The sequence below is a fragment of the Sphaerisporangium album genome, assembly GCF_003323745.1.
Classification (GTDB): Bacteria; Actinomycetota; Actinomycetes; order Streptosporangiales; family Streptosporangiaceae; genus Sphaerisporangium; species Sphaerisporangium album.
Map to the genome: position 1 here is coordinate 56,774 of NZ_QOIL01000019.1, position 23,482 is coordinate 80,255.

Annotated in this window: 19 protein-coding genes; 13 read left to right on the forward strand and 6 right to left on the reverse strand. The window is 71.8% G+C overall.

The window, feature by feature from the left end:
• Positions 1-36 precede the first annotated feature (36 nt).
• Both DQ384_RS29165 and DQ384_RS29170 read left to right on the forward strand, forming a co-directional pair.
• Complete coding sequence (locus DQ384_RS29165; RefSeq protein WP_114032088.1) at positions 37-918, forward strand: GNAT family N-acetyltransferase; 882 nt, start codon at positions 37-39, stop codon at positions 916-918.
• A gap of 293 nt (positions 919-1,211) precedes the next feature.
• A complete protein-coding gene (locus tag DQ384_RS29170) occupies positions 1,212-1,724 on the forward strand; it encodes a DUF302 domain-containing protein (RefSeq protein WP_220183198.1) in 513 nt (170 codons plus the stop codon).
• A gap of 113 nt (positions 1,725-1,837) precedes the next feature.
• Here the strand turns inward: DQ384_RS29170 and DQ384_RS29175 are convergent, their stop codons facing one another.
• The 4 genes from DQ384_RS29175 to DQ384_RS29190 all read right to left on the reverse strand — a co-directional run bounded on the left by DQ384_RS29175 (position 1,838) and on the right by DQ384_RS29190 (position 8,668).
• A complete protein-coding gene (locus DQ384_RS29175) occupies positions 1,838-3,352 on the reverse strand; it encodes a sensor histidine kinase (RefSeq protein WP_114032090.1) in 1,515 nt (504 codons plus the stop codon).
• Positions 3,353-3,893: 541 nt separating this feature from the next.
• Complete coding sequence (locus tag DQ384_RS29180) at positions 3,894-5,054, reverse strand: NAD(P)/FAD-dependent oxidoreductase (RefSeq protein ID WP_245966862.1); 1,161 nt, start codon at positions 5,052-5,054, stop codon at positions 3,894-3,896.
• 155 nt (positions 5,055-5,209) lie between these two features.
• The gene (locus DQ384_RS29185; protein ID WP_114032091.1) at positions 5,210-7,078 is read right to left on the reverse strand and encodes a flavin monoamine oxidase family protein; all 1,869 of its coding nucleotides are present in this window, start codon (positions 7,076-7,078) and stop codon (positions 5,210-5,212) included.
• A 171-nt stretch (positions 7,079-7,249) separates the two neighbouring features.
• Entirely contained in the window at positions 7,250-8,668 is a 1,419-nt protein-coding gene (locus DQ384_RS29190; RefSeq protein WP_114032165.1) for a tannase/feruloyl esterase family alpha/beta hydrolase, read from the reverse strand.
• Positions 8,669-9,088: 420 nt separating this feature from the next.
• Between DQ384_RS29190 and DQ384_RS29195 the strand changes: the two genes are divergently transcribed.
• The 7 genes from DQ384_RS29195 (at position 9,089) to DQ384_RS29225 (ending at position 16,730) form a co-directional block, all read left to right on the forward strand.
• On the forward strand, positions 9,089-9,847 hold the full coding sequence (locus DQ384_RS29195) for an ABC transporter ATP-binding protein (protein WP_114032092.1): 759 nt from the start codon (positions 9,089-9,091) through the stop codon (positions 9,845-9,847).
• The gene (locus tag DQ384_RS29200) at positions 9,834-10,550 is read left to right on the forward strand and encodes an ABC transporter ATP-binding protein (RefSeq protein WP_220183199.1); all 717 of its coding nucleotides are present in this window, start codon (positions 9,834-9,836) and stop codon (positions 10,548-10,550) included. The genes DQ384_RS29195 and DQ384_RS29200 overlap by 14 nt, the downstream gene beginning before the upstream one ends.
• Positions 10,551-10,578: 28 nt before the next feature.
• Positions 10,579-11,829 (forward strand): ABC transporter substrate-binding protein, encoded by a 1,251-nt coding sequence (locus DQ384_RS29205; RefSeq protein WP_114032093.1) that lies wholly within the window; start codon positions 10,579-10,581, stop codon positions 11,827-11,829.
• A gap of 169 nt (positions 11,830-11,998) precedes the next feature.
• Positions 11,999-12,862 carry a branched-chain amino acid ABC transporter permease gene (locus tag DQ384_RS29210; RefSeq protein ID WP_114032094.1) on the forward strand — a complete coding sequence of 288 codons (864 nt, stop codon included), beginning with the start codon at positions 11,999-12,001 and terminating at the stop codon, positions 12,860-12,862.
• Positions 12,859-13,884, forward strand: a complete 1,026-nt coding sequence (locus DQ384_RS29215) for a branched-chain amino acid ABC transporter permease (RefSeq protein WP_220183200.1) — start codon at positions 12,859-12,861, stop codon at positions 13,882-13,884. Before DQ384_RS29210 ends, DQ384_RS29215 begins: the two co-directional genes overlap by 4 nt.
• Before the next feature lie 60 nt (positions 13,885-13,944).
• Positions 13,945-14,730, forward strand: coding sequence for a 3-hydroxybutyrate dehydrogenase (locus tag DQ384_RS29220; protein WP_114032095.1), 786 nt, complete (start codon positions 13,945-13,947; stop codon positions 14,728-14,730).
• Between the two features lie 56 nt (positions 14,731-14,786).
• A complete protein-coding gene (locus DQ384_RS29225) occupies positions 14,787-16,730 on the forward strand; it encodes a helix-turn-helix domain-containing protein (RefSeq protein WP_245966863.1) in 1,944 nt (647 codons plus the stop codon).
• Between the two features lie 121 nt (positions 16,731-16,851).
• Here DQ384_RS29225 and DQ384_RS29230 read toward each other — a convergent pair whose 3' ends face one another.
• Together DQ384_RS29230 and DQ384_RS29235 are read right to left on the reverse strand one after the other, a co-directional pair.
• Positions 16,852-17,439 carry a hypothetical protein gene (locus tag DQ384_RS29230; RefSeq protein ID WP_114032096.1) on the reverse strand — a complete coding sequence of 196 codons (588 nt, stop codon included), beginning with the start codon at positions 17,437-17,439 and terminating at the stop codon, positions 16,852-16,854.
• A gap of 165 nt (positions 17,440-17,604) precedes the next feature.
• Positions 17,605-20,337 (reverse strand): M36 family metallopeptidase, encoded by a 2,733-nt coding sequence (locus DQ384_RS29235; protein WP_245966864.1) that lies wholly within the window; start codon positions 20,335-20,337, stop codon positions 17,605-17,607.
• 478 nt (positions 20,338-20,815) lie between these two features.
• Here DQ384_RS29235 and DQ384_RS29240 point away from each other — a divergent pair, with 478 nt between their 5' ends.
• From DQ384_RS29240 to DQ384_RS29250, 4 genes are all read left to right on the forward strand, one after another.
• Positions 20,816-21,664, forward strand: coding sequence for a maleylpyruvate isomerase family mycothiol-dependent enzyme (locus DQ384_RS29240; RefSeq protein ID WP_114032097.1), 849 nt, complete (start codon positions 20,816-20,818; stop codon positions 21,662-21,664).
• Between the two features lie 206 nt (positions 21,665-21,870).
• Positions 21,871-22,110 carry a hypothetical protein gene (locus tag DQ384_RS40555; protein WP_147268931.1) on the forward strand — a complete coding sequence of 80 codons (240 nt, stop codon included), beginning with the start codon at positions 21,871-21,873 and terminating at the stop codon, positions 22,108-22,110.
• Positions 22,103-22,606, forward strand: a complete 504-nt coding sequence (locus DQ384_RS29245; RefSeq protein ID WP_114032170.1) for a DUF6879 family protein — start codon at positions 22,103-22,105, stop codon at positions 22,604-22,606. The genes DQ384_RS40555 and DQ384_RS29245 overlap by 8 nt, the downstream gene beginning before the upstream one ends.
• Before the next feature lie 72 nt (positions 22,607-22,678).
• A complete protein-coding gene (locus DQ384_RS29250) occupies positions 22,679-23,470 on the forward strand; it encodes a helix-turn-helix domain-containing protein (protein WP_220183203.1) in 792 nt (263 codons plus the stop codon).
• Positions 23,471-23,482 lie beyond the last annotated feature (12 nt).

The following is a 23,482-nucleotide window of genomic DNA, read 5'->3' on the forward strand; positions in this document are numbered from 1 at the left end:
GGAACGGTGTGAACGCGCAGGTGAGGAGCGTCGGCGATGGAATCGGTCGTACGGGTCGCGAGGGACGGCGACATGCCGGGCGTACGGGAGGTCGCCGCGCACTACGAGCTTCTGGACGACTGGACGGGCACGCCGGACTTCCTGGACGCCGAGCGGGCGTTCGGGACGCTGGTCGTGGGCGAGGTCGACGGGCGGATCGCGGGGTTCGGCGGAGTGCTCCGCCGGGGGCCGGTGGCCCACCTGGGCGACCTGTTCGTCCTGCCGGAGCACCAGTCCTCCGGGATCGGCCGGGCGATCCTGGGCCGCCTGCTGCCGCCCGGCACGCCGGCGGTCACGTTCGCGTCCGACGACCCGAGGGCTCTCGCGTTGTACATCAGGCAGGGGATGCGCCCCATGTGCCCGCTGCTCTACCTGACCGCCTCGCCCGAGGCCGTCAGGCCGCCCGGATTCGTCGCACGGGACGGGGAGGCGTTCCCCGCGCCGTCCGTACGAGGACCGGTGGACGCGCCTCGGCCGGAGACGGGAGAGCGGCCCGGCGTGCGGGAGGCCGCGATCCTGGACGCCCCGCTCAGCGGCGGCGACCGGACCGGGGCCCTGGCCTGGTACGCGGACCTGCCCGGGGTGACGCTGCACGTCACCGGCACGGGGTACGCGTTCGCCCGGGTGACCGGCGGCGAGGACCTCGAAGTGGGCCCGGTGGGCGGCGACACGCCGCAGGACTGCGCCGCCGCCCTGTACGCGGCGGTCGCCGCGCACCCGGACGTCGACGAGATCCAGGTGGCGGTCCCCGGCGTCCACCCCGTGCTGCCCCGCCTGCTGGAGTCCGGCTGGCAGATCGACGACCTGGACACGTTCATGGCGACCGACCCCGGAGCGATCCGCCTGGACCGCTACCTCCCGCACACCGACCTGGGATAGCGCGGAGGTCCCGCCCGGACGCCGGTCGCGCCAGGGGGATCGGGCCGCCGGGGCGACCCGATGGACGTGGACCGCCTACATCGGCCCCCGGCCGCACGCGAGCGCGGCGCAGAGCCCTGGTGTCCGTTATCAACATGAGTCGTATGAGTCCGGCGCGATCACGATCACCCCGCCCGCCGGAAGCGGGCCACTCGGTGGTGCGTGCCGCCCGGTCCACGTGGGCAGGGAATGGATGACCACATGCCAGGCGATAGGTCACGGGGGTCGTCATGGACGGTCAGCGGATCGCCGCTGTGAGCCGGCCTGTCACGCGGTACGAGATCGAGATCGAGGAGGCGTTCGACGACTTCCGCGACCGGTTCGAGCAGGCCGTGCCGCCCTACCCGGAAGAGCGGTTCGCCGCGCTGGTGCGGCGCGGAGCCGGGTGGGACGAGGTGCTCGCGCTGGCGCGAGAGGCCGCGCCGCACGACTTCATGATCTACTGGAGGTACGACGCCGGCTCGATGATGGGGCTGGCGGGCGACTACTTCCGCTGCACGGAGTATCTGATGGGCAACCACACCATCGCCGAGCGGATGTTCCGCCACAACCCCGGCATCTTGCTGTACGCGCCGCTGCGCATGGCCATCACCGAGGGCGCCGACGGGGTCACCCGGTTCTGCTTCGACCGGCCCGCCGACGGCTTCGGCAGCTTCGGCGACGACGCCATCACCGCCGTGGGCGCGGACCTCGACCACAAGGTCGCCTCCCTGCTGCGCCACCTGTCCGTCCCGGTTCCCGCCGCGCTGGAGGACGGCGCCTACTGACGGCTTGATCGTCCGGGCGCCCCGGCTTCCGGCGTGAGGGACCGGCCATGGTGTGGCGCCATGGGCTCACGCCCGGCCGTCCACCGGCCAACGGGACGGCCGGGCGGGCCCGGTCAGGGGCCGGCGCGGAAGTTCCGGGCATCCGTGCCGGGGGCAGGGCATCGGCCGTCGTCGTGGAGGCGCTGGGCCGGGAGCGGTGGGTGGCCGGCCAGGGGCAGGCGGACGAGGAAGCGCGCGCCGCCCTCGGGCGAGTCGCCCGCCTCGATGGAGCCGCCGTGCGCCAGGACGATGTCGCGGGCGATGGCGAGGCCCAGGCCCGTGCCGCCCCGGTCGCGGCTGCGGGCCGCGTCGAGCCGGGTGAACCGTTCGAAGACGCGTTCCCGGTCGGCCGGGGCGATGCCGTCCCCGTCGTCGTCGACGACGAGCTCGGCGTGCGTGGAGTTCCTGCGGACCTCGACGCTCACGTTCCGCCGGGCGTGACGCCCGGCGTTGTCCAGCAGGTTGGCGACCACGCGGCCGAGCCGGCCCTGGACGGCTTCCACGGGCACGTCGGAGGCCAGTGCCATCCGTATGTGGAGATCGTGGGCCTGCCGCGTCAGCTCCGAGCGGACGATCGCGGACAGGTCCGCCTGCTCCCGTCGCTGGGCGTGGTCGGCGCAGATCCTCTCCAGGAGGAGCAGGTCGGAGATGATCGCCTGGAGCCGGTCGACGTCCTTCAGCGCGAGCCGCAGCAGTTCGCCGAGGTCGGTCTCCTCGGGATGGAGCTGGGCCTCCTCGAGGTTCGCGCGAAGCCCCGCGAGCGGGGTGCGCAGCTCGTGGGAGGCGTCGGCGGCGAACTGCCGCTGCCGGCTGAGAGCCCGGTCCGTCTTCGATTTGGCTCCCTCCAGCCTCGACAGCGTGGCGTTGATGGTCCGTGCCAGCCGGGCGATCTCGTCGTCGCCCGGCGGCTGCGGGACCCTGCCGCTGAGGTCGTTCAGGTTGATCTTGGCCAGCTCGTCGCGGATGGACTCCACCGGGCGCAGGGTGCGGCCGGTCACCTTCCAGGTGGTCGCGACCGCGAGCGCGATGAGCACGGCCCCCTGGGCGGCGAAGACGGAGTCGATGAGCCCGGTGGACGCCTCCATGGGCGCCCGTGTGCCCGCGTACACCACCGGCGAGTCCGCCGAGGAGCTCACCCTCAGCGCCGCCACCCTGACGCAGCCCACATCGTGGTGGGAGCAGGAGCTCACGTCCTCCTCGGGTGCCCGGGGCCCCGGCCACACGGTGGTCATCGGGGCGAGCCTCCGCGCGTGGGGGGAGGCGGCGATCACATGGTGGCCCGGCGCCACGACCTGCACCAGGTCGATGCCGGGCACGTCCGACCTGATCGGCGGGCCGGCCGGGTGTCCCGAGCGGTAGGACGCGGCGACGAGCCCCGCCTCCTGCCGCGCGTCCAGCCCGATCGTGTTCATGAGCGAGCGGTGCGCGACCACGCCGGCCGCGAGCCCGGCAGGTACCAGCAGGAGTATCGCCAGAAACCCGACCAGCAGCGTGAGCCGGCCCCGGACCGATGCCGGGTACGGGGCCACGCGCGGCAGGAACGCCGGTGGCGGCGTGTCGGGCACGTGTTCCTCTGCGAACATCATCATCGTCCAAACCGGCGATCGCCGAAGCGAGACTGTCGTCGGGCTCCGCGGGGACGCCTGTCGCGGCGCTCCACGCGAAGCGTTCCGGCCCCTGCCGCGGTCCGCGGCGGCCGTGACGTGGGACGCCGCACGGTCGCGCGAGAGCCGGGCGGATCAGGCAACCACTACGGCGGTGAGCGCCATCTGGCCGTGGATAGCGCTTTCCGCTGTCGGCGATTCCAATATGGGTCTTGTGATCTGTAAAAGTCGCGAAAGGTGGCCGGTCGCTCGCGCCGAGCGCACCTGGCCGGACGTATGGGCGGGCCCTCTGACCGGGGCGCCGCGGCGGTCCGCGTCCGGCGGGCCGTGCCCGGAGACGGTCTGTGCCGTCACGAGAAGAATTATCTGGAAAGACTCAAGTTATCACGGTACGTGAGGCTCTCGGGGGATTCTGTAGTCCCTTGGGGGAACGCTTGACCACTATTGGAGCGCCGGTACCTGACGGCCGGAAGGCTTCGCCCGCGCTGTACGCGTTCCAGAGACGCCCGTGTCGCGGACGTGGCCTTCACCCGGCCTTCGGGGTGAGGACGTCGCCCGCCCCGCGCTCGTCGGGGCGGGCCGAGTACGGCGAGATGTCCAGTGGTGGCCGCTCACCGAGGGCCAGGCACGCGGCGACCATCCCGGCGTACGGCCCCGCCGTGAGGCCGTAGGCGCCGAGCCCGGTCGCGACGACGACATTGCGGGTCCCGCCGGTCCCGCCGCCGTTCCAGCCGTGCCCGCCGATCGGGCCGAGCAGCGGCCGCCCGTCGGCCGTGACCGGGCGCAGCCCCGACCGGGTCTCGATGACCGTGGCGCCGGCGAGGCCAGGGGCGATCCGCACCCCGCCGGACAGCACCTCGGCGACGCCGCCCACGGTCGCGCGCGGGTCGAACCCGGCGTCCTCCACGGTGGTGCCGAGCACCACGCGCGACCCGGGGAAGCCCAGCAGGTACGGCCCCCGCCGGGGAAGGACGATCGGCCAGCCCTCCGCGTCCGCGCCGGGAAGCTCGGCGTGGACGATCTGCCCGCGCCGGGGGCCCACAGGCACGGCCAGGCCCATGGGCCGGCACACCTCGCCCGTCCAGGCCCCGGCGGCCACGATCACCGCGTCGGCGTCCAGCACCGTGCCGTCCAGCAGCGGCGTGCCCGTGGAGGTGAGGGCGGCCGCGCCCCCGCGCACCCGGGCGCCGCGTCCCACGGCGGCCCGCTCCAGCGCGTCACGGACGACGCGGCCGTCGACCCGGGCCGCCCCCTCCACGCGCAGGGCCGCGAGGCCGGGGTCCAGGGGCGGGAACAGATCGGCGGGCCGGTCGACCGCGGAGACGTCCCCCATGTCGGGCGCGGACGGCCGTCTGCGGCGCAGCAGCGCCTCGACCGGCGCGAGCCGGGCGGGGTCCTCGTCGACGACCAGCGCTCCCACCGGGGCGTAACTCGTGTCGGGCTCGCCGTCCTCGGCGAGCAGCCCGGCGAGCGTGGCGTAGTAGCGGGCGCCCTCCAGCGCGAGCCGGTACCAGGCGTCGTCCCCGTCGTGGTCCACCCACGGGCAGATGATGCCGGCCCCGGCGTCGGTGGCCCGCCCGGCGCGCGGCCGGTCGATCACGGTCACCGACGCGCCCCGCAGGGTGAGGTGGTAGGCGGCGCTCGCCCCGACGATCCCGTTCCCGATCACGGCGACCCGAATGCTCATTGCTGCATGATGACAGCAGCGGTCAGACCGCCCGATTCGGGGGGGTATCGCATAGATCTGATCGCCGCCGTGCCCGTCGCAAAGCGCCTGGCGGCGGTCCCGGTGCACGTCAGCGCGTCGGGGCCGCCGCCAGGCGAGGGGGAGGTGCGGGACGGTCAGGCGTTGACCTCCAGGGCAGCGCGGACCGCGGACTCCAGGGACCCCTCGATCCAGGCGTGCTTCAGCGAGGTGTGCTCGCCCGCGAAGTGCAGGGGCCCCTCGGGGACGGCGACGGCCGGGTGGATCTCGGTCATCTGGCCGGGGGTGAAGACCGCGGCCTCCCCGAAGGCGTACCGGTTGCGCAGCCAGCTCTGCGTCTGCCCGTGGCCGGTGTAGAACTCGGTGATCCGGTCGCCGTGCACCTCCGCGAGGCCCCGCAGCGCGTAGCCGTACCGTTCGCGGTCGTCCATCGAGTCCCAGCGCGCGGCGTCGTCGGCCCACACGTAGCTGGCCAGCACGACGCCGCCCTCGCTGCCCGGCACCGCGTGGGAGGGGTAGTAGGTGAACCGGTTGGCGTTGTCCGCCACCGAGCCCCCGCCGGTCACGTGGGTCACCCGGCCCGGACGGTAGCGCGGGCCGAGCTCCCGCTTCCAGTCCTGCTCGTCGAACTCCCACCAGCGCCTGCGGAACTCCAGCAGCACCTTGGTCGCCGAGTCGTAGTGCAGCTCTATGATCGCGCGGCGCTTGGCGTACGACAGCGCGGGGGTGATCTCGACGTGGCGCAGCGCCGGGAACGGGATCGTGACGATCGCGACGTCGCCGTGGAAGGTCTCGGCGGGCCGCTGCGGCGCCGAGGACGACTCGTCGCTGCCCCGCTCGCTGACGGTGTCGACGCGCACGCCCCCGCCGGAGGTCGTGATGCGCACGGCCCGCCGGTCCATGCGGATGTTCCCGCGCAGGCCGGGCTCCAGCCGGTACGGCAGCATGCGGCTGCCGCCCGTCATCTCCCAGTAGGTGGCCGACGGGTTCACCAGGCTGCGCGTGAGGAAGGTGTGCATGAAGGCCAGCGGGAGCCGCGAGGTGAGGTTCTCGATCGTGCCGATGGCGTCGATCGCCGCGTCGCTCAACCCCGCGTGCTCGGTGAGGAAGCGGTTCATGGAGTGGCCGTCGAACTCGCGCAGGACGCGCGCCCAGCCCCTGATCAGCTCGGGGAGCGGCTTGTCGACGCGCTGGGAGCCGTGGAGCACCGAGATGTGGTCGCGCACCGGGTCGAGCGCCTCGTCCAGGATCTGGGCGGTCGTCCTGCGGTCCTTCAGGCCGAAGGAGGCGTTGATCCTGCGCGGGTCGGCGGCGTACTCGTCGCGGCGCTGGACGATGCCGTTGACGCGGATCCAGGTGTGGTTGAGCCGCGCGGGCGCCTCGTACTTCCCCTTCACCGGCCCCGACCGCCAGACGTGCCCGCCGCGCGAGGTGTAGGTGACGGGCGGGATCGGTCCGCTCGGCGCCGCGCCGGGCCGCACGTCCACGTTGTAGAACGGGCGGCGGGGGATGCCGAGCTTGTCGATCAGCGCCATCGTGAGCGGATGGAAGTCGGGGATGCGCATCGCGCCCGCCTCGGCGTACTGCGCGTGGTCGGCGAACCCGGACGTGAAGGTCTTGATGCGGCCTCCGATGCGGTTGCCGTTGGCCTCGATCACCGTGACCTGGTGGCCCGCCCGCTTGAGCAGCGTGGCGGCCACCAGACCGGCGATGCCCGCCCCGATGACGAGCACCTTCTTCGGCGAGCGCGCCTTCGGCAGTCCGTGGTCGATGAGCACGCGCAGGTAGCGCAGCTTGAGGTCCGCGTTGTGCTCGTCGACGAGCAGCAGGTCGCGGGCGACCTTCTCGCAGGTTTCCCGGCTCGGGGCCGCCGCCCCGCGCGAGGGCGCCGAGGCGGGGGCCGCCGAGGCGGGTACGGCGGGGGCCGCGCCCGCCACGCCGGCGAGGGAGCCGACGGCGCCGAGCCCGGCGAGCCGGGCGAATCCTCGGCGGTCGATGGTCGTCATTGATGTCCTCCGTGTGAGACGAACACTCTGGGTCGGGATATGACCACGGAAAGTCTCGACATGGAGGGGACATCGGTCGTCTCGGCACGCCATGCCAGATGAGCTGGCATTCCAACCGATGAGGAAGGGGCTTTCCTTTCGGGGGCCTTCGCGGCGGTACGGGCTGGTCCGTCAGCGCGTGGTCAGCGAGCAGGAGTTGGCGAGGTCGCCGGTGGCCGGGCGGGGGAGCGTGGCGTCCCTGGGCGGGGTCTTCCCGCGGGTCGTCCAGCCCTCCATGGCCGTGAACGCCTCGCGGAAGCAGGGCAGGATCGGCCGCAGCAGGCCCGGCTGGGCGTCGTACAGGCCGTCCACGTGGTTGCCGCCCTCGATCCTGTAGTAGCGGTGCAGCCGGTCGCGCCCGCTGGAGCGGATCAGCCGGTCGTAGACGTCTGAGTCCTCGCCGATGGGCAGCAGCGTGTCCAGCGTGCCGTGCAGGGTGATGAGGGGACGCCCGATGCGGCCGGTCAGGGAGATCCGCTTCACCGCGTCGCGCACCGCCTTCGGCCGGGAGGCGTAGTCGTAGTCGGCGTCGCAGGCGGGGGTGCCGGACGCGCAGAACGGGGTGCCCGCCTCGGTCGCGCCGTCGTACCCGGGGTCGAGCTCCTCGCGGTAGATGCGCTGGGTGAGGTCCCAGTACACCTGGTAGTGGTAGTCCCACAGCGGCTCGGACCCCGGCGCGAACCCGGCCGCGATGATCGCGTCGTGCGCGGCGGCGTCGCCGGTGGCCTTGTACTTCGGGTACGCGCGCAGCGTCGCGGGCAGGGAGGTGAGCAGGTTCGGGCCGTTCTCCCGCCAGAGCGTGCCCTCCCAGTCGACGCCGCCGGTGTACAGCTCGGGGTGGTTCTCGAGCTGCCAGCGCACCAGGTAGCCGCCGTTGGAGATCCCCGCCGCGTACGTGCGCGCGGGCGGGCGGCCGTAGCGGCGGGCGGCGACGGCCTTGGCGGCGCGGGTGAGCTGGGTGACCCGGTCGTTCCACTCCACGATCGCGTCGCCGGGCCTCACTCCGTCCTTGTAGAAGTCCGCGCCGCCGTTGCCCTTGTCGGTGGCCGCGAACGCGTAGCCCTTGGCCAGCACCCAGTCGGAGATGGCGAAGTCGTTGGCGTACTGGCGGCGCACGCCCGGCGACCCCGCGACCACCAGGCCGCCGTTCCAGTGCTCGGGCAGCCGGATCACGAACTGGCTGTCGTGGTTCCAGCCGTGGTCGGTGTTGGACGTCGAGGTGTCGGGGAAGTAGCCGTCGATCTGGATGCCGGGCACGCCGCTGGGGTTCTTCGCCCCCGCGGGGGTCAGGCCCGCCCACTCGGCGGCGATCGAGTGCCCCGAGGCGACCGTGGCCGCGGTCGTCAGGTCGTCCAGGCACGCGGAGATCTGCTTCTCGGCGCCGGGGACCGTGACCCGGCCGGCTCCCGGGCAGGACGCGGGGCCGGCGAGGGCCGCGGGGACGGGCCCGGCCAGGGACACGGCCAGCGTGGCGGCCACTGCGGCGGCCAGTGTGGCGGCCACCCTCTGGCCGAGGGCCCGGCCCCGGGCGCGGCGTCGTATCGATCGCATTATGGACTCCTCACAGGGCGCGATCAGCGGATCCTGGTCATGGTGGACCTCCGGTGTGAGCCGGGCCACGTCCCGGGCCGCCATATTCGGCGGCCTCCCTATGTTCCACTCCGCCATGATCGGAGGTGCGCGCCATCGACCGGCCGCTACACCGATGCCCGGATCGTCCGCATCACTCGCCGCGCCGCCACGTTTCCCTTACGTGGCCCGTCCACATGTCCGCTGGTCGGCGACGTGGGACCGCCCCTGACCTGCGCCGAATGTGGCCGAAGCCCATCGGATCGCCCGGGAATGTGTGATGCCGCCACATGGAACGGCTCTCCCGGCTCACCTAGTGTTCCGCGTCACAGGACTTCGTCCGTTAACGCCGAGGTGACCTGGACGAAACCGGCGAGTCGGACGAGACGACGAGGAGGCCACATGGACGGCGCCGTCCTGCGAGCCCAGGGACTGGCCAAGGAGTTCCGCGGCTTCCGTGCCGTCGACGGCGTGGACCTGGCGGTCGCGGAGGGCAGCGTGCACGCGCTGGTCGGGCCCAACGGAGCCGGCAAGACCACGTTGTTCAACCTGCTCACCGGCTTCCTGAAGCCGAGCGCCGGCAGCATCCGGCTCGGCGAGCACGACCTGACCGGCAGGCGGCCCGAGCACGTCGCCCGCCTCGGGGTCGCCCGCTCGTTCCAGATCACCAGCCTGTTCCCGCAGATGACCCCGCGCGAGCACGTCGAGCTGGCCCTGGCGAGCCCCACCGGCCTCACCTGGCGGTTCTGGCGCTCCCACCGGACGCTGGACCGCCACGCCGCCCGCGCGATGGAGCTGCTCGACCAGGTCGGCCTGGCCGCGCACGCCGCGATCCCGGCCGGCACCCTGGCCTACGGCCACAAGCGGGCCCTGGAGCTGGCGCTCGCCCTCGCGCTCGACCCGCGCGTGCTGCTGCTGGACGAGCCGACCGCCGGCATGGGCGTCGAGGACGTCGAGCGCACGGTCGAGCTGGTCAGGAAGGTGCGCGCCGGCCGCACGGTCGTGATGGTCGAGCACAACATGACCGTCGTCGCCAGCCTCGCCGACCGCGTCACCGTCCTGCAGAGCGGCCGCGTGCTCGCCGAGGGCCCCTACGCCGAGATCCGCCACGACCCCCGGGTCATCTCCGCCTACCTGGGAGACGCCGATGCCGTCCACTGATCCGGATCCGATCCTGCGCGTCGCGGGCCTGTCCGCCTGGTACGGCGAGGCGCGGGTGCTGCGCGAGGTGTCCCTGGAGGTGGGACGCGGGGAGATCGTCACGCTCGTCGGCCGCAACGGCGCGGGCAAGACGACGCTGCTGCGCTGCCTGATGGGCCTGCACGCCCGCCGGGACGGAACCGTCACCCTGTCCGGGACGGACATCACCCGGCTGCCCGCGCACCGCCGCGCCCGCCTGGGCCTCGGGTACGTCCCCGACGACCGGGGCATCTACTCCACGCTCACCGTCGAGGAGAACCTGACGCTGCCGCCCGTCGCCGGCCCGGACCCGTGGCCGCTGGCGAAGGTGTACGAGACCTTCCCCCGGCTGGCCGAGCGGCGCGGCTTTCCCGGGACCAAGCTGTCCGGCGGCGAGCAGCAGATGCTCGCCCTGGCCCGCGTGCTGCGGACGGGCGCGCGGCTGCTGCTGTGCGACGAGCCCACCGAGGGCCTGTCGCCGCTGATCGTCCAGCAGATCGGCGGGATCCTGCGCGAGGTCAAGCGCCAGGGCACCACCGTGCTGCTGATCGAGCAGAACGTCCACTTCGCCGCGACCGTCGCCGACCGGCACTACCTGCTGGCGGAGGGCCGGATCGTCGAGTCGCTGGACAACGACGAGATGCGCGCCCGCGAGCACGAGCTGCTCGACTACCTCGGCATCTGACTCCCCCCAACATCAAGGAGATACGCACATGAAAGCTCTGGGCCGGGCGGCCGTCGCCGTGGTGGCGGCGGGAGCCACGATCGCCGGCTGCGCGGGAGGACCCGGTGGCGGGGGCGCCGGGGAGAAGGTCAGCGACGGCAAGGTGGTGCTGGCGGTGCTGAACGACCAGTCGGCCGTGTACGCCGACCTGTCGGGCAAGAGCAGCGTCGAGGCCGTGAACATGGCCGTCGCCGACTATAAGGCGAAATATGGTGATAAAGCGGTCGCGAAGGAGATCGAGGTCCTGTCGGCCGACCACCAGAACAAGCCCGAGGTCGCCAACTCCAAGGCACAGGAGCTGTACGACCGGCAGAAGGCGGACCTGATCCTCGACGTGCCGTCCTCGGCCGCCGCGCTCGCCGTCGCGGGCGTGGCCAAGGCCAAGAAGCGGCTGTTCATGGACATCGGCGCCGCGACGACCGCGCTCACCGGCGCCCAGTGCAACAAGTACACCTTCCACTACGGCTACAACACCTACATGCTCGCCCACGGCACCGGCGACACGGTGACCAAGGACGGCGCCAAGAACTGGTACATCGTCTACCCGGACTACGCGTTCGGGCAGGACATGCAGAAGAACTTCACCGCGGCGGTGACCGGCGCGGGCGGGAAGGTCATCCAGAGCGACCCGGCGCCGTTCCCCAACGACAACTTCTCGACGTTCCTGCTCAAGGCCCCGGGCCTCGACCCCAAGCCCGAGGTGCTCGGCACCATGCAGGCCGGCGGGGACCTGGTCAACCTGGTGAAGCAGTACAACGAGTACAAGCTTCGCGACAAGGGCATCGGCCTGGCCGTCGGGCTCATGTTCATCACCGACATCCACTCGCTCGGCGCCGACGCGCTGGCCGGCACCAAGTTCACCGACGCCTGGTACTGGAACGCCTCGCCGGAGAACCGCGCCTGGGCCGACAAGTTCCAGGCCAAGGCCGGCAAGCGGCCGTCCTTCCCCAACGCCGCCAACTACTCGGCCGCCACCCAGTACCTGGAGGCCGTGCAGCGGGCGGGCACCGACGACCCGGACGCCATCGTCAAGCAGCTCGAAGGCCACAGCTTCGAGGACGCCTTCGCGCACAACGCCACGATCCGCGCGCAGGACCACCTGCTGCTCCACGACGTGTACCTGGCCCAGGTGAAGCCCGCGAGCGAGGTCACCGAGCCCTGGGACTACGAGAAGATCCTCAAGACCATCCCCGCCGCCGAGGCGTTCCAGCCGACCCCGGACTCCGCCTGCAAGCTCTGATCCCTGGACCCCGCCCGCGCCCGCGACCACCGTCCCGGTGCGCGGGCGCCGGGTCCGGAGGCCGGCGACCCCGGTCCCGGCCGCCGGGCCATCCGCCCCCCGTCCCACCCGGACGCGTCCCCGCCCCCGCCGGCGGGCGCGCCCCCCGTCCGTCCCCCTGGAGGTCACCGTGCTGCAGCAGGCGTTCAACGGCCTGGTCGGCGGCGCCTTCTACGCCCTGCTCGCCCTCGGCCTCGCCGTCATCTTCGGCATGCTGGGCGTCGTCAACTTCGCCCACGGTGCCTTCTACATGCTCGGCGCGTTCGGCTCCTACGTGCTGCTCGACTCCTTCGGCGTGAACTTCTGGGTCGCCCTGGTCGCGGTCCCGGTCGTCCTCGGCCTCGCGGGCGTCGCGCTGGAGCGGCTGTTCATCCGCAGGCTCGCCCCGCTGGACCCGCTCTACAACTTCCTGTTCACCTTCGGCCTCGCGCTGATCCTTCAGGACCTGGTCAAACGCGAGTACGGCGTGCAGTCCCAGCCCTACCCGCGCCCCGCGCTGCTCGACGGCACCGTCGACCTCGGCCTGTTCACCTACCCCGCCTACCAGGTGTTCGTCCTCGCGCTGTCGGTCGTCGTCTGCGCCGCCGTCTGGCTGGTGCTCACCCGCACCCGCCTGGGCATGATCGTGCGGGCGGCCACCGAGCGTCCCGAGCTGACCCGGGCGCTCGGCATCGACGTCGGCCGCTGGGTCACCCCGGTCTTCGGCTTCGGCATCGCGCTCGCCGGGCTGGCGGGCGTGCTCGCCGCGCCCATGCGCGCGGTCAACCCGCTGATGGGCGCCGACCTGATCATCACGGTGTTCGCGGTCGTCGTCATCGGCGGGCTGGGCTCGATCTTCGGCTCGGTCGCCGCCGGGTTCGCGATCGGGCTCGTCTCGGCGCTCGGCAACCTGTACGTGCCGGCGCTGTCGCAGACGCTGGTGTTCATCCTGATGGCCGCCGTGCTGCTCTGGCGTCCGGCCGGCCTGTTCGGACGCGAGGAGTCGCTGTCGTGATCCTTTCCCGGCTCGCCGCGCGGCCGATCCTGCTGGTCGCCGGGCTGTTCCTCGCCCTCGTCCTGCCCTGGATGATCTACCCGCCGGTCGCGATGGACATCGCGTGCTGGGCGCTGTTCGCGTGCGCGCTCGACCTGCTGCTCGGCTTCACCGGGCTGCTGTCGTTCGGCCACGCCGCCTTCTGGGGCGGCGGCGCCTACGTCGCCGGTCTCGTCGCCGTCCACAGCGGCCTGCCCTTCCCCGTGGCCGTGCTCGCCGGCGCGGCGTTCGCGGCCGTGCTGGCCGTGCCCATCGGCTACCTGTCGGTGCGGCTGCGCGGCATCTACTTCGCGATGGTCACCCTGGCCTTCGCCCAGATGGTGTACTTCCTCGTCAACCAGTGGCGGGACCTGACCGGCGGCGAGAACGGCCTGCAGGGCGTTCCGCGCGAGCTGTTCGGCCTGGATCTGTCCGACTCGTTCGTCTACTACTACGTGGCGCTGCCCCTGGTGCTCGCCGGGTTCGTGGCCGTGTGGCGGATCGTCCGCTCGCCGTTCGGCCGGGTGCTCATGTCGATCAGGGACAACACGGCGCGGGCGCAGGCGCTCGGCTATCCGGTCGACCGCTACAAGCTGCTCGCGTTCGTGCTGTCGGCGTGCCTGTCGGGCCTCGCGGGCGGGCTGTTCGCCATCGGCCACGGGTTCGCCTCGCTGGAGAGCGTCTACTGGACGACCTCCGGGCAGGCCGTGATGATGGTCGTCCTCGGCGGCATCGGCACGCTGTGGGGCGGCGTCCTCGGGGCCGCGCTGGTCGTCGAGCTCAACGACTACCTGGTCACGGCGGGGTTCGAGGGCATCGGCATCGTCACCGGCACCATCTTCGTGCTCATCGTGCTCGTCTTCCGCCGGGGCATCTGGGGGACGGCCCGCCACCTGCTGGAGACGCGCTCCGGCGGGCGCGGCGCGTCCCCGGGCGACCGGCCTCCCGGCGGCGCGCCGGACGGGTCGCCCGCCCCCACCGAGGGCGTCGGCTCGCCGGTCTAGGCCCCCTGTGCTCCTTCGTCGCCTGAACGTCCATGAGTCCGTGCTTCTAGGAGTAATGCTGTGGTTTCAACGAGCGTGACCGCCGGGAACGCCGCCGCGGTGGATCTGACCGGCCGGCGCGCCCTGGTGACGGGCGGGGCTAGCGGCATCGGCCGGGCCTGCGCCCGGCGGCTGGCGCTCGCGGGGGCCGAGGTCGTGATCCTGGACGTGCGGGAGGGCCTGGCCCGCGAGGCGGCGGGGGAGATCGGCGGGACGGCCGTCGCCGCCGACCTGACCGACATGGACGCGGTGGAGGCGCTGGAGTTCGGCGGCGTCGACATCCTGGTCAACAACGCCGGGTTCCAGCACGTCGCCCCGATCGTCGAGTTCCCCGCTGACGTCTTCGCCGCGATGATGAAGATCATGGTCGAGGCGCCGTTCCGGCTGGCGCGGCGGGCGCTGCCCGGCATGTACGAGCGCGGCTGGGGACGCGTGATCAACATCTCGTCGGTGCACGGGCTGCGCGCCTCGCCGTACAAGGTCGCCTACGTGACGGCCAAGCACGCGCTGGAGGGGCTGTCCAAGGTCATCGCGCTGGAGGGGGCCGAGCACGGCGTCACCTCCAACTGCGTGAACCCCGCCTACGTGCGCACGCCGCTGGTGGAGGAGCAGATCGCCGACCAGGCGCGCGTCCACGACATGGACCCGGACGAGGTGGTCGAGCGCATCATGCTGGCCCCGGCCGCGATCCGGCGGCTGATCGAGCCGGAGGAGGTGGCCGAGACCGTCGCCTACCTCTGCTCGCCCCCGGCCTCGATGATCACCGGCGCCTCGTTCGCCATCGACGGCGGCTGGACGTCGCACTGAAGCCGGTGGCGGACGTATCGGGGGGACATATGCCGATCAAGGGGACAATGAACCCCATGAGCTGCACCGTCTTTCTCGACCTGCTCGCCCGGGAGGCCCCTCCGGTCGAGTTCGAGGCCCCTCTGGTCGAGGCGCGTGCCTCCGGTGCCGCCCCGGAAGTCCTCGCCGAGCTGGAGCAGGCCAAGCTCGCCGCCCTGCGCGTCCGCGCCCTGCTCGAACGGCGCGCCCGCCGCGAGGCCGAGCTGTCGGCGCTGTTCGACACCGCCGGCGACCTCGCGGGGCTGCGCGACGTCGGCGCCGTGCTCGAAGCCATCGTCCGGCGCGCCCGGCGGCTGCTCCAGGCCGACATCTCGTACATGACCCTGCACGACCCCGACCGCGGCGACACCTACATGCGCGTCACCGACGGCTCGGTCTCGGCCGCGTTCCGCGCGCTGCGGCTGCCCATGGGCGCCGGGCTCGGCGGCCTGGTCGCCCAGACCGGCACCCCGTACGCCAGCCCCGACTACTTCGCCGACGAGCGGTTCCGGCACCGCGACCACATCGACGTCGCCGTCCGCGAGGAGGCGCTGGTCGCGATCCTCGGCGTGCCGATGCGGCTCGGCGCCCAGATCATCGGCGTGCTGTTCGCCGCCAACCGCAGCGCCCGCCCCTTCGCCCAGGAGGAGGTGACCCTGCTCGCCTCCCTGGCCGCCCACGCCGCCATCGCCCTCGACAACGCCCGCCTGCTGGAGGAGACCCGCACCGCCCTGGCCGAGCTCGGCGCCGCCAACCAGCTCGTCCAGGCGCGCAGCGTCGCCGTGGAACGGGCCGCACAGGCGCACGACCGCATGACCGGCCTGGTCGTGCGCGGGGGAGGGGTCGAGGACGTCGCCGCCGTCGTCACCGACATCCTCGGCGGCGCGCTCATCGTCCTGGACGCCGACGGGCGCCGCCTGGCCGCCGTCGGAACCGTCGGCGACCTGGACGAGGCGGGCGTCGCCGGCGCCGCCGCCGCCTCGCGCGGCCTCGGCAGGAGCGTGCGCAGCGGCGACCTGTGGGTCACCTCGATCGCCTCCGGCGCCGAGATCCTCGGCACGCTCGTCCTGCGCACCCCCGAGGAGGTGTCCGCCATGGACCAGCGCATCCTCGAACGGGCCGCGCTGGTCACCGCCCTGCTCCTGCTGTTCCGCCGCACCGCCGCCGCGGCCGAGGGCCGGGTGCGCGGCGAGCTGCTGGACGACCTGCTCACCGGCCGCGCCGTGCACTCCGACGCCCTGCACGAACGGGCCCGCCTGCTCGGCGTGGACCTGCACGCCCCGCACGTCCTGGTCGTCGCCCGGCACCGCACCGAGGACTCCCCGGACGGACGAGCGGCGTCCTGGTCATCCTCCGAGGGACGAGCGGCCTCCTGGTCATCCTCCGCCCGCCGGACGGCCTTCTGGGCGTCCTCGGACGCCGCCTCCCGGCACGGGCTCGTGGCCGCCCGGGGCGAGGAGACCGTCTTCCTGCTGCCCGGCCTCGCCCCCGGCCCGGCCGCGCAGCGCGTCGCCAAGGAACTCGGCGCCTCCCTCGGGACGCCCGTCACCGCAGGCGCCGCCGGCCCCGTCCAGGGACCCGCCGCCATCGCCGGCGCCTACCACGAGGCCCGCCGCTGCGCCGACGCCCTGCTCGCCCTCGGACGCGCGGGGGACGGGGCGAGCAGCGAGGAACTCGGCTTCGTCGGCCTGCTCATCGGCCGCGACCGCGACGTCGGCGGCTTCCTGGAGTCCGCCCTCGGCCCCGTCCTCGCCTACGACCGCCGCCGCGGCACGTCCCTGATCCAGACCCTGGAGACCTATTTCGGCACCGGCGCCAGCCTGTCCCGCACCGCCGAACGCCTCCACATCCACGTCAACACCGTCACCCAGCGCCTGGACCGCATATCCCGCCTCCTCGGCGACGACTGGCAGGACCCGGCCCGAGCCTTGGAACTACAACTGGCCCTCCGCCTCAACCGCCTCGGCCCCTTGACCAATTGAAGGAATTTCGCCCGCACCCATGGTCCTTCGCTCCGCTCAGAGCTGCGCTTCCCAGGGGCTCTGCCCCCCTCGCCCCCCGAACGAAGGGCTCCGCCCCTCGCGCCGTCGATGGCGTGGGGTCTCAGTGTTTGCGCGGAAGTCGGTAGAGGGTTCGCGGCGATGAGAACCAGTCCCGGTCGATGAACCGGCCCGTGATCCGCCCCACCATGCAAAGGATCCGGTCGAAGACCTCGGCGGTGCTCATCCCATCGCCGAGTTCTAGGCCGCGCGAGTACGGGGTGAATTCTTCGACCTCGCCCACCCCGCCGGGATAGGGTGGGGAAACGTCGCCGATACAGACACCGTCATAGGTGTACCGGTTGTTGAGGTGACCGGTTTCCCAGATGAAGAAGACATCGAAAACGCGTCGCCGCCCCGCGCTCAACGTGTCGATCACCTCCTTGGGTGGTGCCGTGCCGCTCAGGGTGAGCATGTGGGCCCAGCCCGGCGCATGTTCGCCCAGCCAGACGACTATTTCGTCGGAGTAGCGGTCATACGACCGCATGGCTGTTGGGAAGTCACACACGACCCCCGATGCCGGATCGACGCCCAGGCGTCTGACCACGTCGCCGACGTCTTCCGTCTGCACCCACTGACCGCTGAACAAATCATGCAATCCGTGCTCACGCAGCAGATCCCGTTGGCCTTCCACAGGGAAGGTGTCCCACATTATTGACTCCTTCGATTGAGAAGCGGGAGGGAAGCGTCGCGACGCGCCCCTCCCGCTCCTGGGAGACCTAAGGCAAGATCACCGTTGAATCCGCCCGGGAGACCGCGTGCCGGAGACCGCAAAGGGCGGCCCAGATGGCTGGGCCGCCCTTCTCGCGTGAGTGGGTCAGTGGGAGAAGGCCTGGAACTCGGCGGCGCGGATCTGGGCGGCGGACGCGCTGGCGGTGGCGCAGTCGGTGCTGGAGTTGGGGTCGTTGTCCTGCTCGCCCAGGTACAGCGGGTTGCCGGTGCACTGGCTGGACACCGTGCGGAGCATCAGATGGGTGGCGACGGTCTTCGGGACGTCGAACGAGTCGATGATCAGGTCGCCGCCTCGCGGACGCGGGAGGCTGGTGGCGAAGGCGTCCTTACGGCTGGTGTAGATCTTGGAGTAGCTGGCCGGGTTCGCGCAGTCGGTGCCGGAGGTCGCGTCGCACGCCAGGACCTCGAAGGCGCGCAGCGCGGTGAACCGGTTCTGCGTACCGGGATCGGCGAGGTCGTTGATCGCCGGCCGGAGCATGGCGCTGACCTGAACCCTGCGGATCTTGACGGCTTCGGTGCCCGCCAGATCGACCATGACCGACCGGCCGGCGACCGGGGCGGTGAGGGACGCCCAGTTGGTCGCCTCCGTCTCGTCGATGAGCTTGTCCTGGTTGACCCCGTCGCCGGTCGCGACCGCGCCCGCCGCCGCGGAGGCGTGGTTGCGGGACATCTCCACGAGGAGGTCGGCCGGACGGTCCTTCTTCACCTTGAACTCGAACCTCTTGTGCCCGAACCCGGGGGCCACCGCGACGAACGAGTACTCGCCGGGCACGATCTCGAAGGTCGCGCCGAGCTCGGTCGCGGGATCGGTGTCCGCCACCGGGACGACACGGCCTTCGTAGTCACCCACGTACAGGCGCACCGGGGCGCCGGTGGCCTCGCCGTGAGGCCGCAGGGTCACCGTGGCGTTGCCGCCGTCCGGGGAGGCGAAGCTGGGCGTGGGGTCCGGGTCGGCGGTCCCGTTGCTGGACGCTCCCGCGCCGAGGCCGTGCTCGGCGAAGGCCTTCCACATGATGTCCTGGTTCGCGCCGCCGAAGCGGAGGGTGTCCGCCGCGAGCATCGCGTCCCTCATGTCCACCATGCTGAGGTTGCCCGCGGCCGTGAGCAGGAAGGCGTCGAAGTGGAGCTGGATCCACCGCCGGTTGCCCGGGCACTCGTCGATCGGCTTCTGCCCGGCGGCGCAGGCCCGCTGGTCCTTGGACGAGCCCTTGCCGTACCTGTCGATGAAGGCGTCGCGCACGTCGAACTGGGTCGCCGACCAGATCTCGCCGTCGGCGTGCACCTGCTGGCCGACCAGGTCGTAGGCGATGTCGCTGTAGTTCAGCGGCGACTTCGACATGTCGTAGTTGCGGATGCCCCGCTCGGCGTCGCCGGTGACGTAGCCGCCGGTCACGTACGGGGTGTCGCCGCGCGGCCGGTAGCCGTTCTCGAACAGGTACTCCATGGCGAACAGGTCGGAGATGCTCTCGCCCATCGCGCCGGCCTGCGCCCCGCTGAGCCCGGCGTTCGGCCCGGCCACCATGCGGTTGGAGATGGCGTGGGTGTACTCGTGCCCGATGACCGACATGTCGTAGTCACCGTCGACACAGGGCGGGTAGAACGCGCCGGCCTGTGGCTGCCACAGGTACATGTTGGTGATCGGGGCGACGCCGTCCCTGGGAGTGATCTGGTTGGCGTTGTTCCTGATGGACAGGACCCGGGCACCGGCCTGGGCGTTGCCCTGCTCCGGGTCGCCGCCGAGCCCGCCGCGCTCACCGTTGTCCGACTGCATGTTCCAGGCCTTCTCGGTGAAGCCGAGACGGTACGACCAGTCGTGCATGCGGTTGTGCATCGCGTGCAGGTTCGAGATGGCCGCCTCGAGGTCGGCCTCGCCGGGCGCGTCGAACGCGGCCGGGTCGCACTTGGCGGTGAACCACTGGTTCTGCCAGGGGAAGTCGTACTTCCGGCTCGGGGTGACCACGTTGGGGCGCGTGCCGACCGAGTTGGACGAACCACTGGCGCGGTTCTCGAACGTGCGCGCCGCGTTGCCGAGGCTGGTGTTCGTCGGCGTGTTCGTGGCGTGATCGACGTCCCACGCCCTTCCGGTGGCCGCGTCGCCGACGACGAGATCGCACCGCCACCCGGGGGCGGCGCACCAGGTCTCGCGGGTGTCCCTGGACGAGTAGTCCGCGGGAGGATTGGCCGGGAACGCCGACCACGACGCGGGCTCCGGGTCGAAGTGGTCGACCAGGTTCTCCCTGACGAGGACGTCGCCGCTGACGGCGTCGACGTAGGTGGTGTAGGCGAGGGGCTCGTCCTCGTGCCCCTGCTCGATCAGCGTGACCTGGAAGGCCCGGTGCACGCCGTCGGCCGCGGGCACGGCCACCTCCTCCACCTGCTTGGTCGAGGCGGCGCCGAGGTCGATCTCGCCGTCGCGGGCGGCGATCTCCAGTGCCTGCCGCTCCGTGATGGCCGCGGCCGGGGGCGCGTCCGTGGCCCGTGACAGCGTCGAGGAGGCGTACACCACCTTGCCCTGGCTCACGCCCACCGACACCAGGCCGTCGTAGCCGGCGGGCAGGCCGCCGAACGTCTGGCGCAGGAGCACCGCGTGCCCCGTGCCGATCGGATTGACCGCGACCGTCTCCAGCGCGTCGACGGCTTCGGCCTCCAGGCCGAAGAGGTCCGTGCCGGCCTTCAGGTAGTCGCGGGCGGCCTGGGCCGGATCGGCGGCGAGCCCTTCGGCGAGCGGCTCTGCCGAGGTGACGAGAGCGGGGGTGCCGAGGTCGTTCCACCGGACGGTGGCCTTGGTGGATTTCCTGGCCGAGAGCGGGGGCGCCACCCGGCCGGTCCTGTTGTCCTTATCCGGTTTGCCGTGGCCATCGCCTTGGACCACGGAACCTTTCCGCTGTTCACGGCGCTCTTCGCCTTGGGCGGCCCCGGCGACGGAAAGGGCGAGCGAGGCTGCGGCGGCCGTGACGACGATGGTGCGTAATGGGGGGAGAGACGACACACTTGCCTCCTGAAATGGGGACGTCGCCGACGTTGGTTACGTCCCATCCGATGCGATAGTGGTAGCACCACCTGGAAATCCTGACAAGATCTTGCAAAGTGTGAAAAATGGCCATATATAGGACTAGGTAGCCCGAGGGCGCCTCCGCCTCGCCCATTTCGGTCAGGAGCTGCGTGGACGTCGCCGCCCCCCATGACGACCGCGCCGTCGGTTTCTCCGCCGAACGATGTCGAGAACGTATGCCCGGCTCCGACCTTCTTCACGACGGTGGCCGACGTGGCCGGCCGCGAGCGGAAGGTGACATGACATGCAGCACGGCATCGACGAGGGGACTCCGGCGGACGGCACGCGCGTGCGCGTGGGGCAGGGCCTCCTGAGCCATGACCGCTACTGCGCGGAGATCGTCGCGCAGACCGGCCTGCTGAGGGACGGCGTCGCGGGGGCGGACCTGGCGGCGCCCGTGCCCTCCTGCCCTGGCTGGAACCTCGCCCAGTTGCTGCGGCACGTGGGCGAGGGGCACCGCTGGGCCGAGACGATCGTCCGGACGAGGGCGGCCGAGCCGTTGTCCGACGAGAAGCTGCGCGACCTGTCCGGCGACCCGGAGTGGTCTCCCGCCGCTGTGGACGCCTGGCTCGCCGAGGGGGCCGCGCGGCTCGCCGCCACCCTGCGCGCCGCCGGGCCGGACGCGGAGGTGTGGACGCCGCTGCCGGGCGAGAAGGCGGCGTTCCTGGCCCGGCGGTTCACGCACGAGACGGCCGTCCACCGGGCCGACGCCTTCCTGGCCGCCGGTGCGGACTTCGTCCTGGACTCGGACGTCGCGGGTGACGCCCTCGACGAGTGGATGCGGCTGGAGTCGCTGCCGCAGGTCTTCGATTACCAGCCGGCGAAACGCGACCTGCTGGGACCGGGCCGTACGTTGCACTTCCACGCCACGGACGCAGGAGCCGGGGTGGGGGAGTGGCTGGTCGACCTCACCGGCGACGTCATCGCCTGCCGCCGCGCCCACGAGGCGGCCGCGGTGACCGCACGCGGCCCGCTGAACGCCCTTCTGCTGCTCGTCTACGGGCGGTTGCCGGCACGTCGTGACGGCATCGAGATCACCGGCGACGCGCGGCTGCTCGACTGGTGGCTGGAACGGGTCGGTTTCGGCGTCTGACCGGCGCCCCGCTCCGGCGGAGGTCAGTCGTGAAGGAACCGGACGCCATCGGCGGGGACTCCGGACGGGAACGGTTTCGCGGGAAGAGCACTCCGGGAGTGAGCGCGGTGCGCCCCGACTTCCTGTAGTCGCTTGACTACGGTGCCACCGGCCGCGAGCCTCGGAGGTGTGCGGGTCCATGCGTACTTCCGATGCGGGAGGTTCCGATGGCGCTACGGTTCTTCGGCAAGGGCGGCAGCCAAACCGACAGTTGTCCCTCGGTCCATGTGGACGAGGCGGACGGAAGCCTCGTGATCGTGGGCGCCCTGATCGAAGACCCGGAGGTGCTCGGCGAGATCCAGCGAGAAAGCCACATCGACCCCCATGAACGGGCCGTTCGCGTGCCCCGCGAGCTACGGAAGGCTCTTTGGGAGGCGCTGGGTGGGCATGATCCAGATCTTGGCTGAGTTGTTCGGGCGGACGCGGCGTTCGGTGACGCACATGGAACTGCGGGACGACTACGGGGACGGGGGGCCCGGTTACCGGGCATGGCGCGAAGGCGTTCCCATGGACGAGATCGCCCGGTTCGATCCGGTCGGGCCCTGGGTGACGCTGGTGCGCGCGCATGTGAGCCGGGGGGTCAGCTTTCGCCGGGCCAGGATCATCTCCGAGCCGGTCAGCGAATACATCCGCTTCGAGCACGCCGCCACCCCCCACTCGAACCTGGCGGCGGGCGAGCGGGTTCGCTGGCTCCCCCGGCCCCGGGCCGCCGACCTGGCCCTTCCCGGGTGCGACTTCTGGCAGTTCGACGATGGGCTGGTGTGTTTCGTCTACCAGAGCGGGGACGGCAACCCCGCGGGTTACGACCTGGTGGACGACGCCGCGGTGGCCGAGTTGTGCGCCTCGGCCTTCGAGGCGGTATGGGAACGCGCCCTGGACCACGCGGAGTACAGCCCGGCGTAGATACGACGATCGCACATGCCCGCGTCTCCGTCCTCCAGTGGCCAGCAGGCCCGGCAGGCCATCGCCGACCGTTTGCGCGAAATCCTGCGCGACTCCGGTCTCACCGCCCGTGCGCTCGCCCGTCAGGCCGGATGGGACGAGACCAAATGCTCCCGCCTCATCCACGCCCGCACGCCGCCCAGTGACGACGACATCCGCACCTGGTGCCGGATCTGCGGGGCGGAAGACGAGATCCCGAACCTGATCGCCGCGTCCCGCAGCGCCGAGAACGCCTATCTGGAGTGGCGCAGGGTTCAGCGCAGCATGAAACGGATGCAGGATCTGGGACTGCGGCTGTTCGAGGACAACCGCGTGTACCGGTTCTACTCCTCCAACCTCGTTCCCTGGCCCCTGCAGACGCCGGGGTACATGCGGGCCATCATGCAGCGCTTCTCCGATTTCCACCGGGCCGACGTGCCCGACATCGAGGACGGCGTGAGAACGCGGATGGCCCGGCGTCGTTTCCTCGACGACGGCACGCGCCGCTGCGCCATGATCATCGAGGAGTCGGTGCTGAGGAACCGCGTTTTCGGCGACGAGGTGATGAAGGACCAGTTCCGTCATCTTCTGACCGGCATGCGGCAGACGAATCTCTCGCTGGGCATCATTCCGCTGGCCGCGGTCCGGGTGCAGAAGCTGACGGAGACATTTCACATATATGGCGACAACACGGTATCCATCGAACTGGTCTCGGCCATCATCACCATCACCCAGCCGCGCGAGATAGACCTCTACATCAGGTGCTTCAACGACCTCGCGTCGGCCGCCGTCTACGGCGACAAGGCCGAAGCGCTGATCACGGCCGCCATCGGCGCGCTCGAATAGGCGTGCAAGTTC

Excerpts from the sequence above, each read along its gene's own strand:
- DQ384_RS29225 (WP_245966863.1), top strand. The coding sequence starts at position 14,787 with ATGAGCTGCACCGTCTTTCTCGACCTGCTCGCCCGGGAGGCCCCTCCG.
- DQ384_RS29230 (WP_114032096.1), bottom strand. The coding sequence starts at position 17,439 with ATGTGGGACACCTTCCCTGTGGAAGGCCAACGGGATCTGCTGCGTGAG.
- DQ384_RS29240 (WP_114032097.1), top strand. The coding sequence starts at position 20,816 with ATGCAGCACGGCATCGACGAGGGGACTCCGGCGGACGGCACGCGCGTG.
- DQ384_RS29205 (WP_114032093.1), top strand. The coding sequence starts at position 10,579 with ATGAAAGCTCTGGGCCGGGCGGCCGTCGCCGTGGTGGCGGCGGGAGCC.
- DQ384_RS29175 (WP_114032090.1), bottom strand. The coding sequence starts at position 3,352 with ATGATGATGTTCGCAGAGGAACACGTGCCCGACACGCCGCCACCGGCG.
- DQ384_RS29195 (WP_114032092.1), top strand. The coding sequence starts at position 9,089 with ATGGACGGCGCCGTCCTGCGAGCCCAGGGACTGGCCAAGGAGTTCCGC.
- DQ384_RS29165 (WP_114032088.1), top strand. The coding sequence starts at position 37 with ATGGAATCGGTCGTACGGGTCGCGAGGGACGGCGACATGCCGGGCGTA.
- DQ384_RS29200 (WP_220183199.1), top strand. The coding sequence starts at position 9,834 with ATGCCGTCCACTGATCCGGATCCGATCCTGCGCGTCGCGGGCCTGTCC.
- DQ384_RS29180 (WP_245966862.1), bottom strand. The coding sequence starts at position 5,054 with ATGAGCATTCGGGTCGCCGTGATCGGGAACGGGATCGTCGGGGCGAGC.
- DQ384_RS29190 (WP_114032165.1), bottom strand. The coding sequence starts at position 8,668 with ATGCGATCGATACGACGCCGCGCCCGGGGCCGGGCCCTCGGCCAGAGG.
- DQ384_RS29185 (WP_114032091.1), bottom strand. The coding sequence starts at position 7,078 with ATGACGACCATCGACCGCCGAGGATTCGCCCGGCTCGCCGGGCTCGGC.
- DQ384_RS40555 (WP_147268931.1), top strand. The coding sequence starts at position 21,871 with ATGGCGCTACGGTTCTTCGGCAAGGGCGGCAGCCAAACCGACAGTTGT.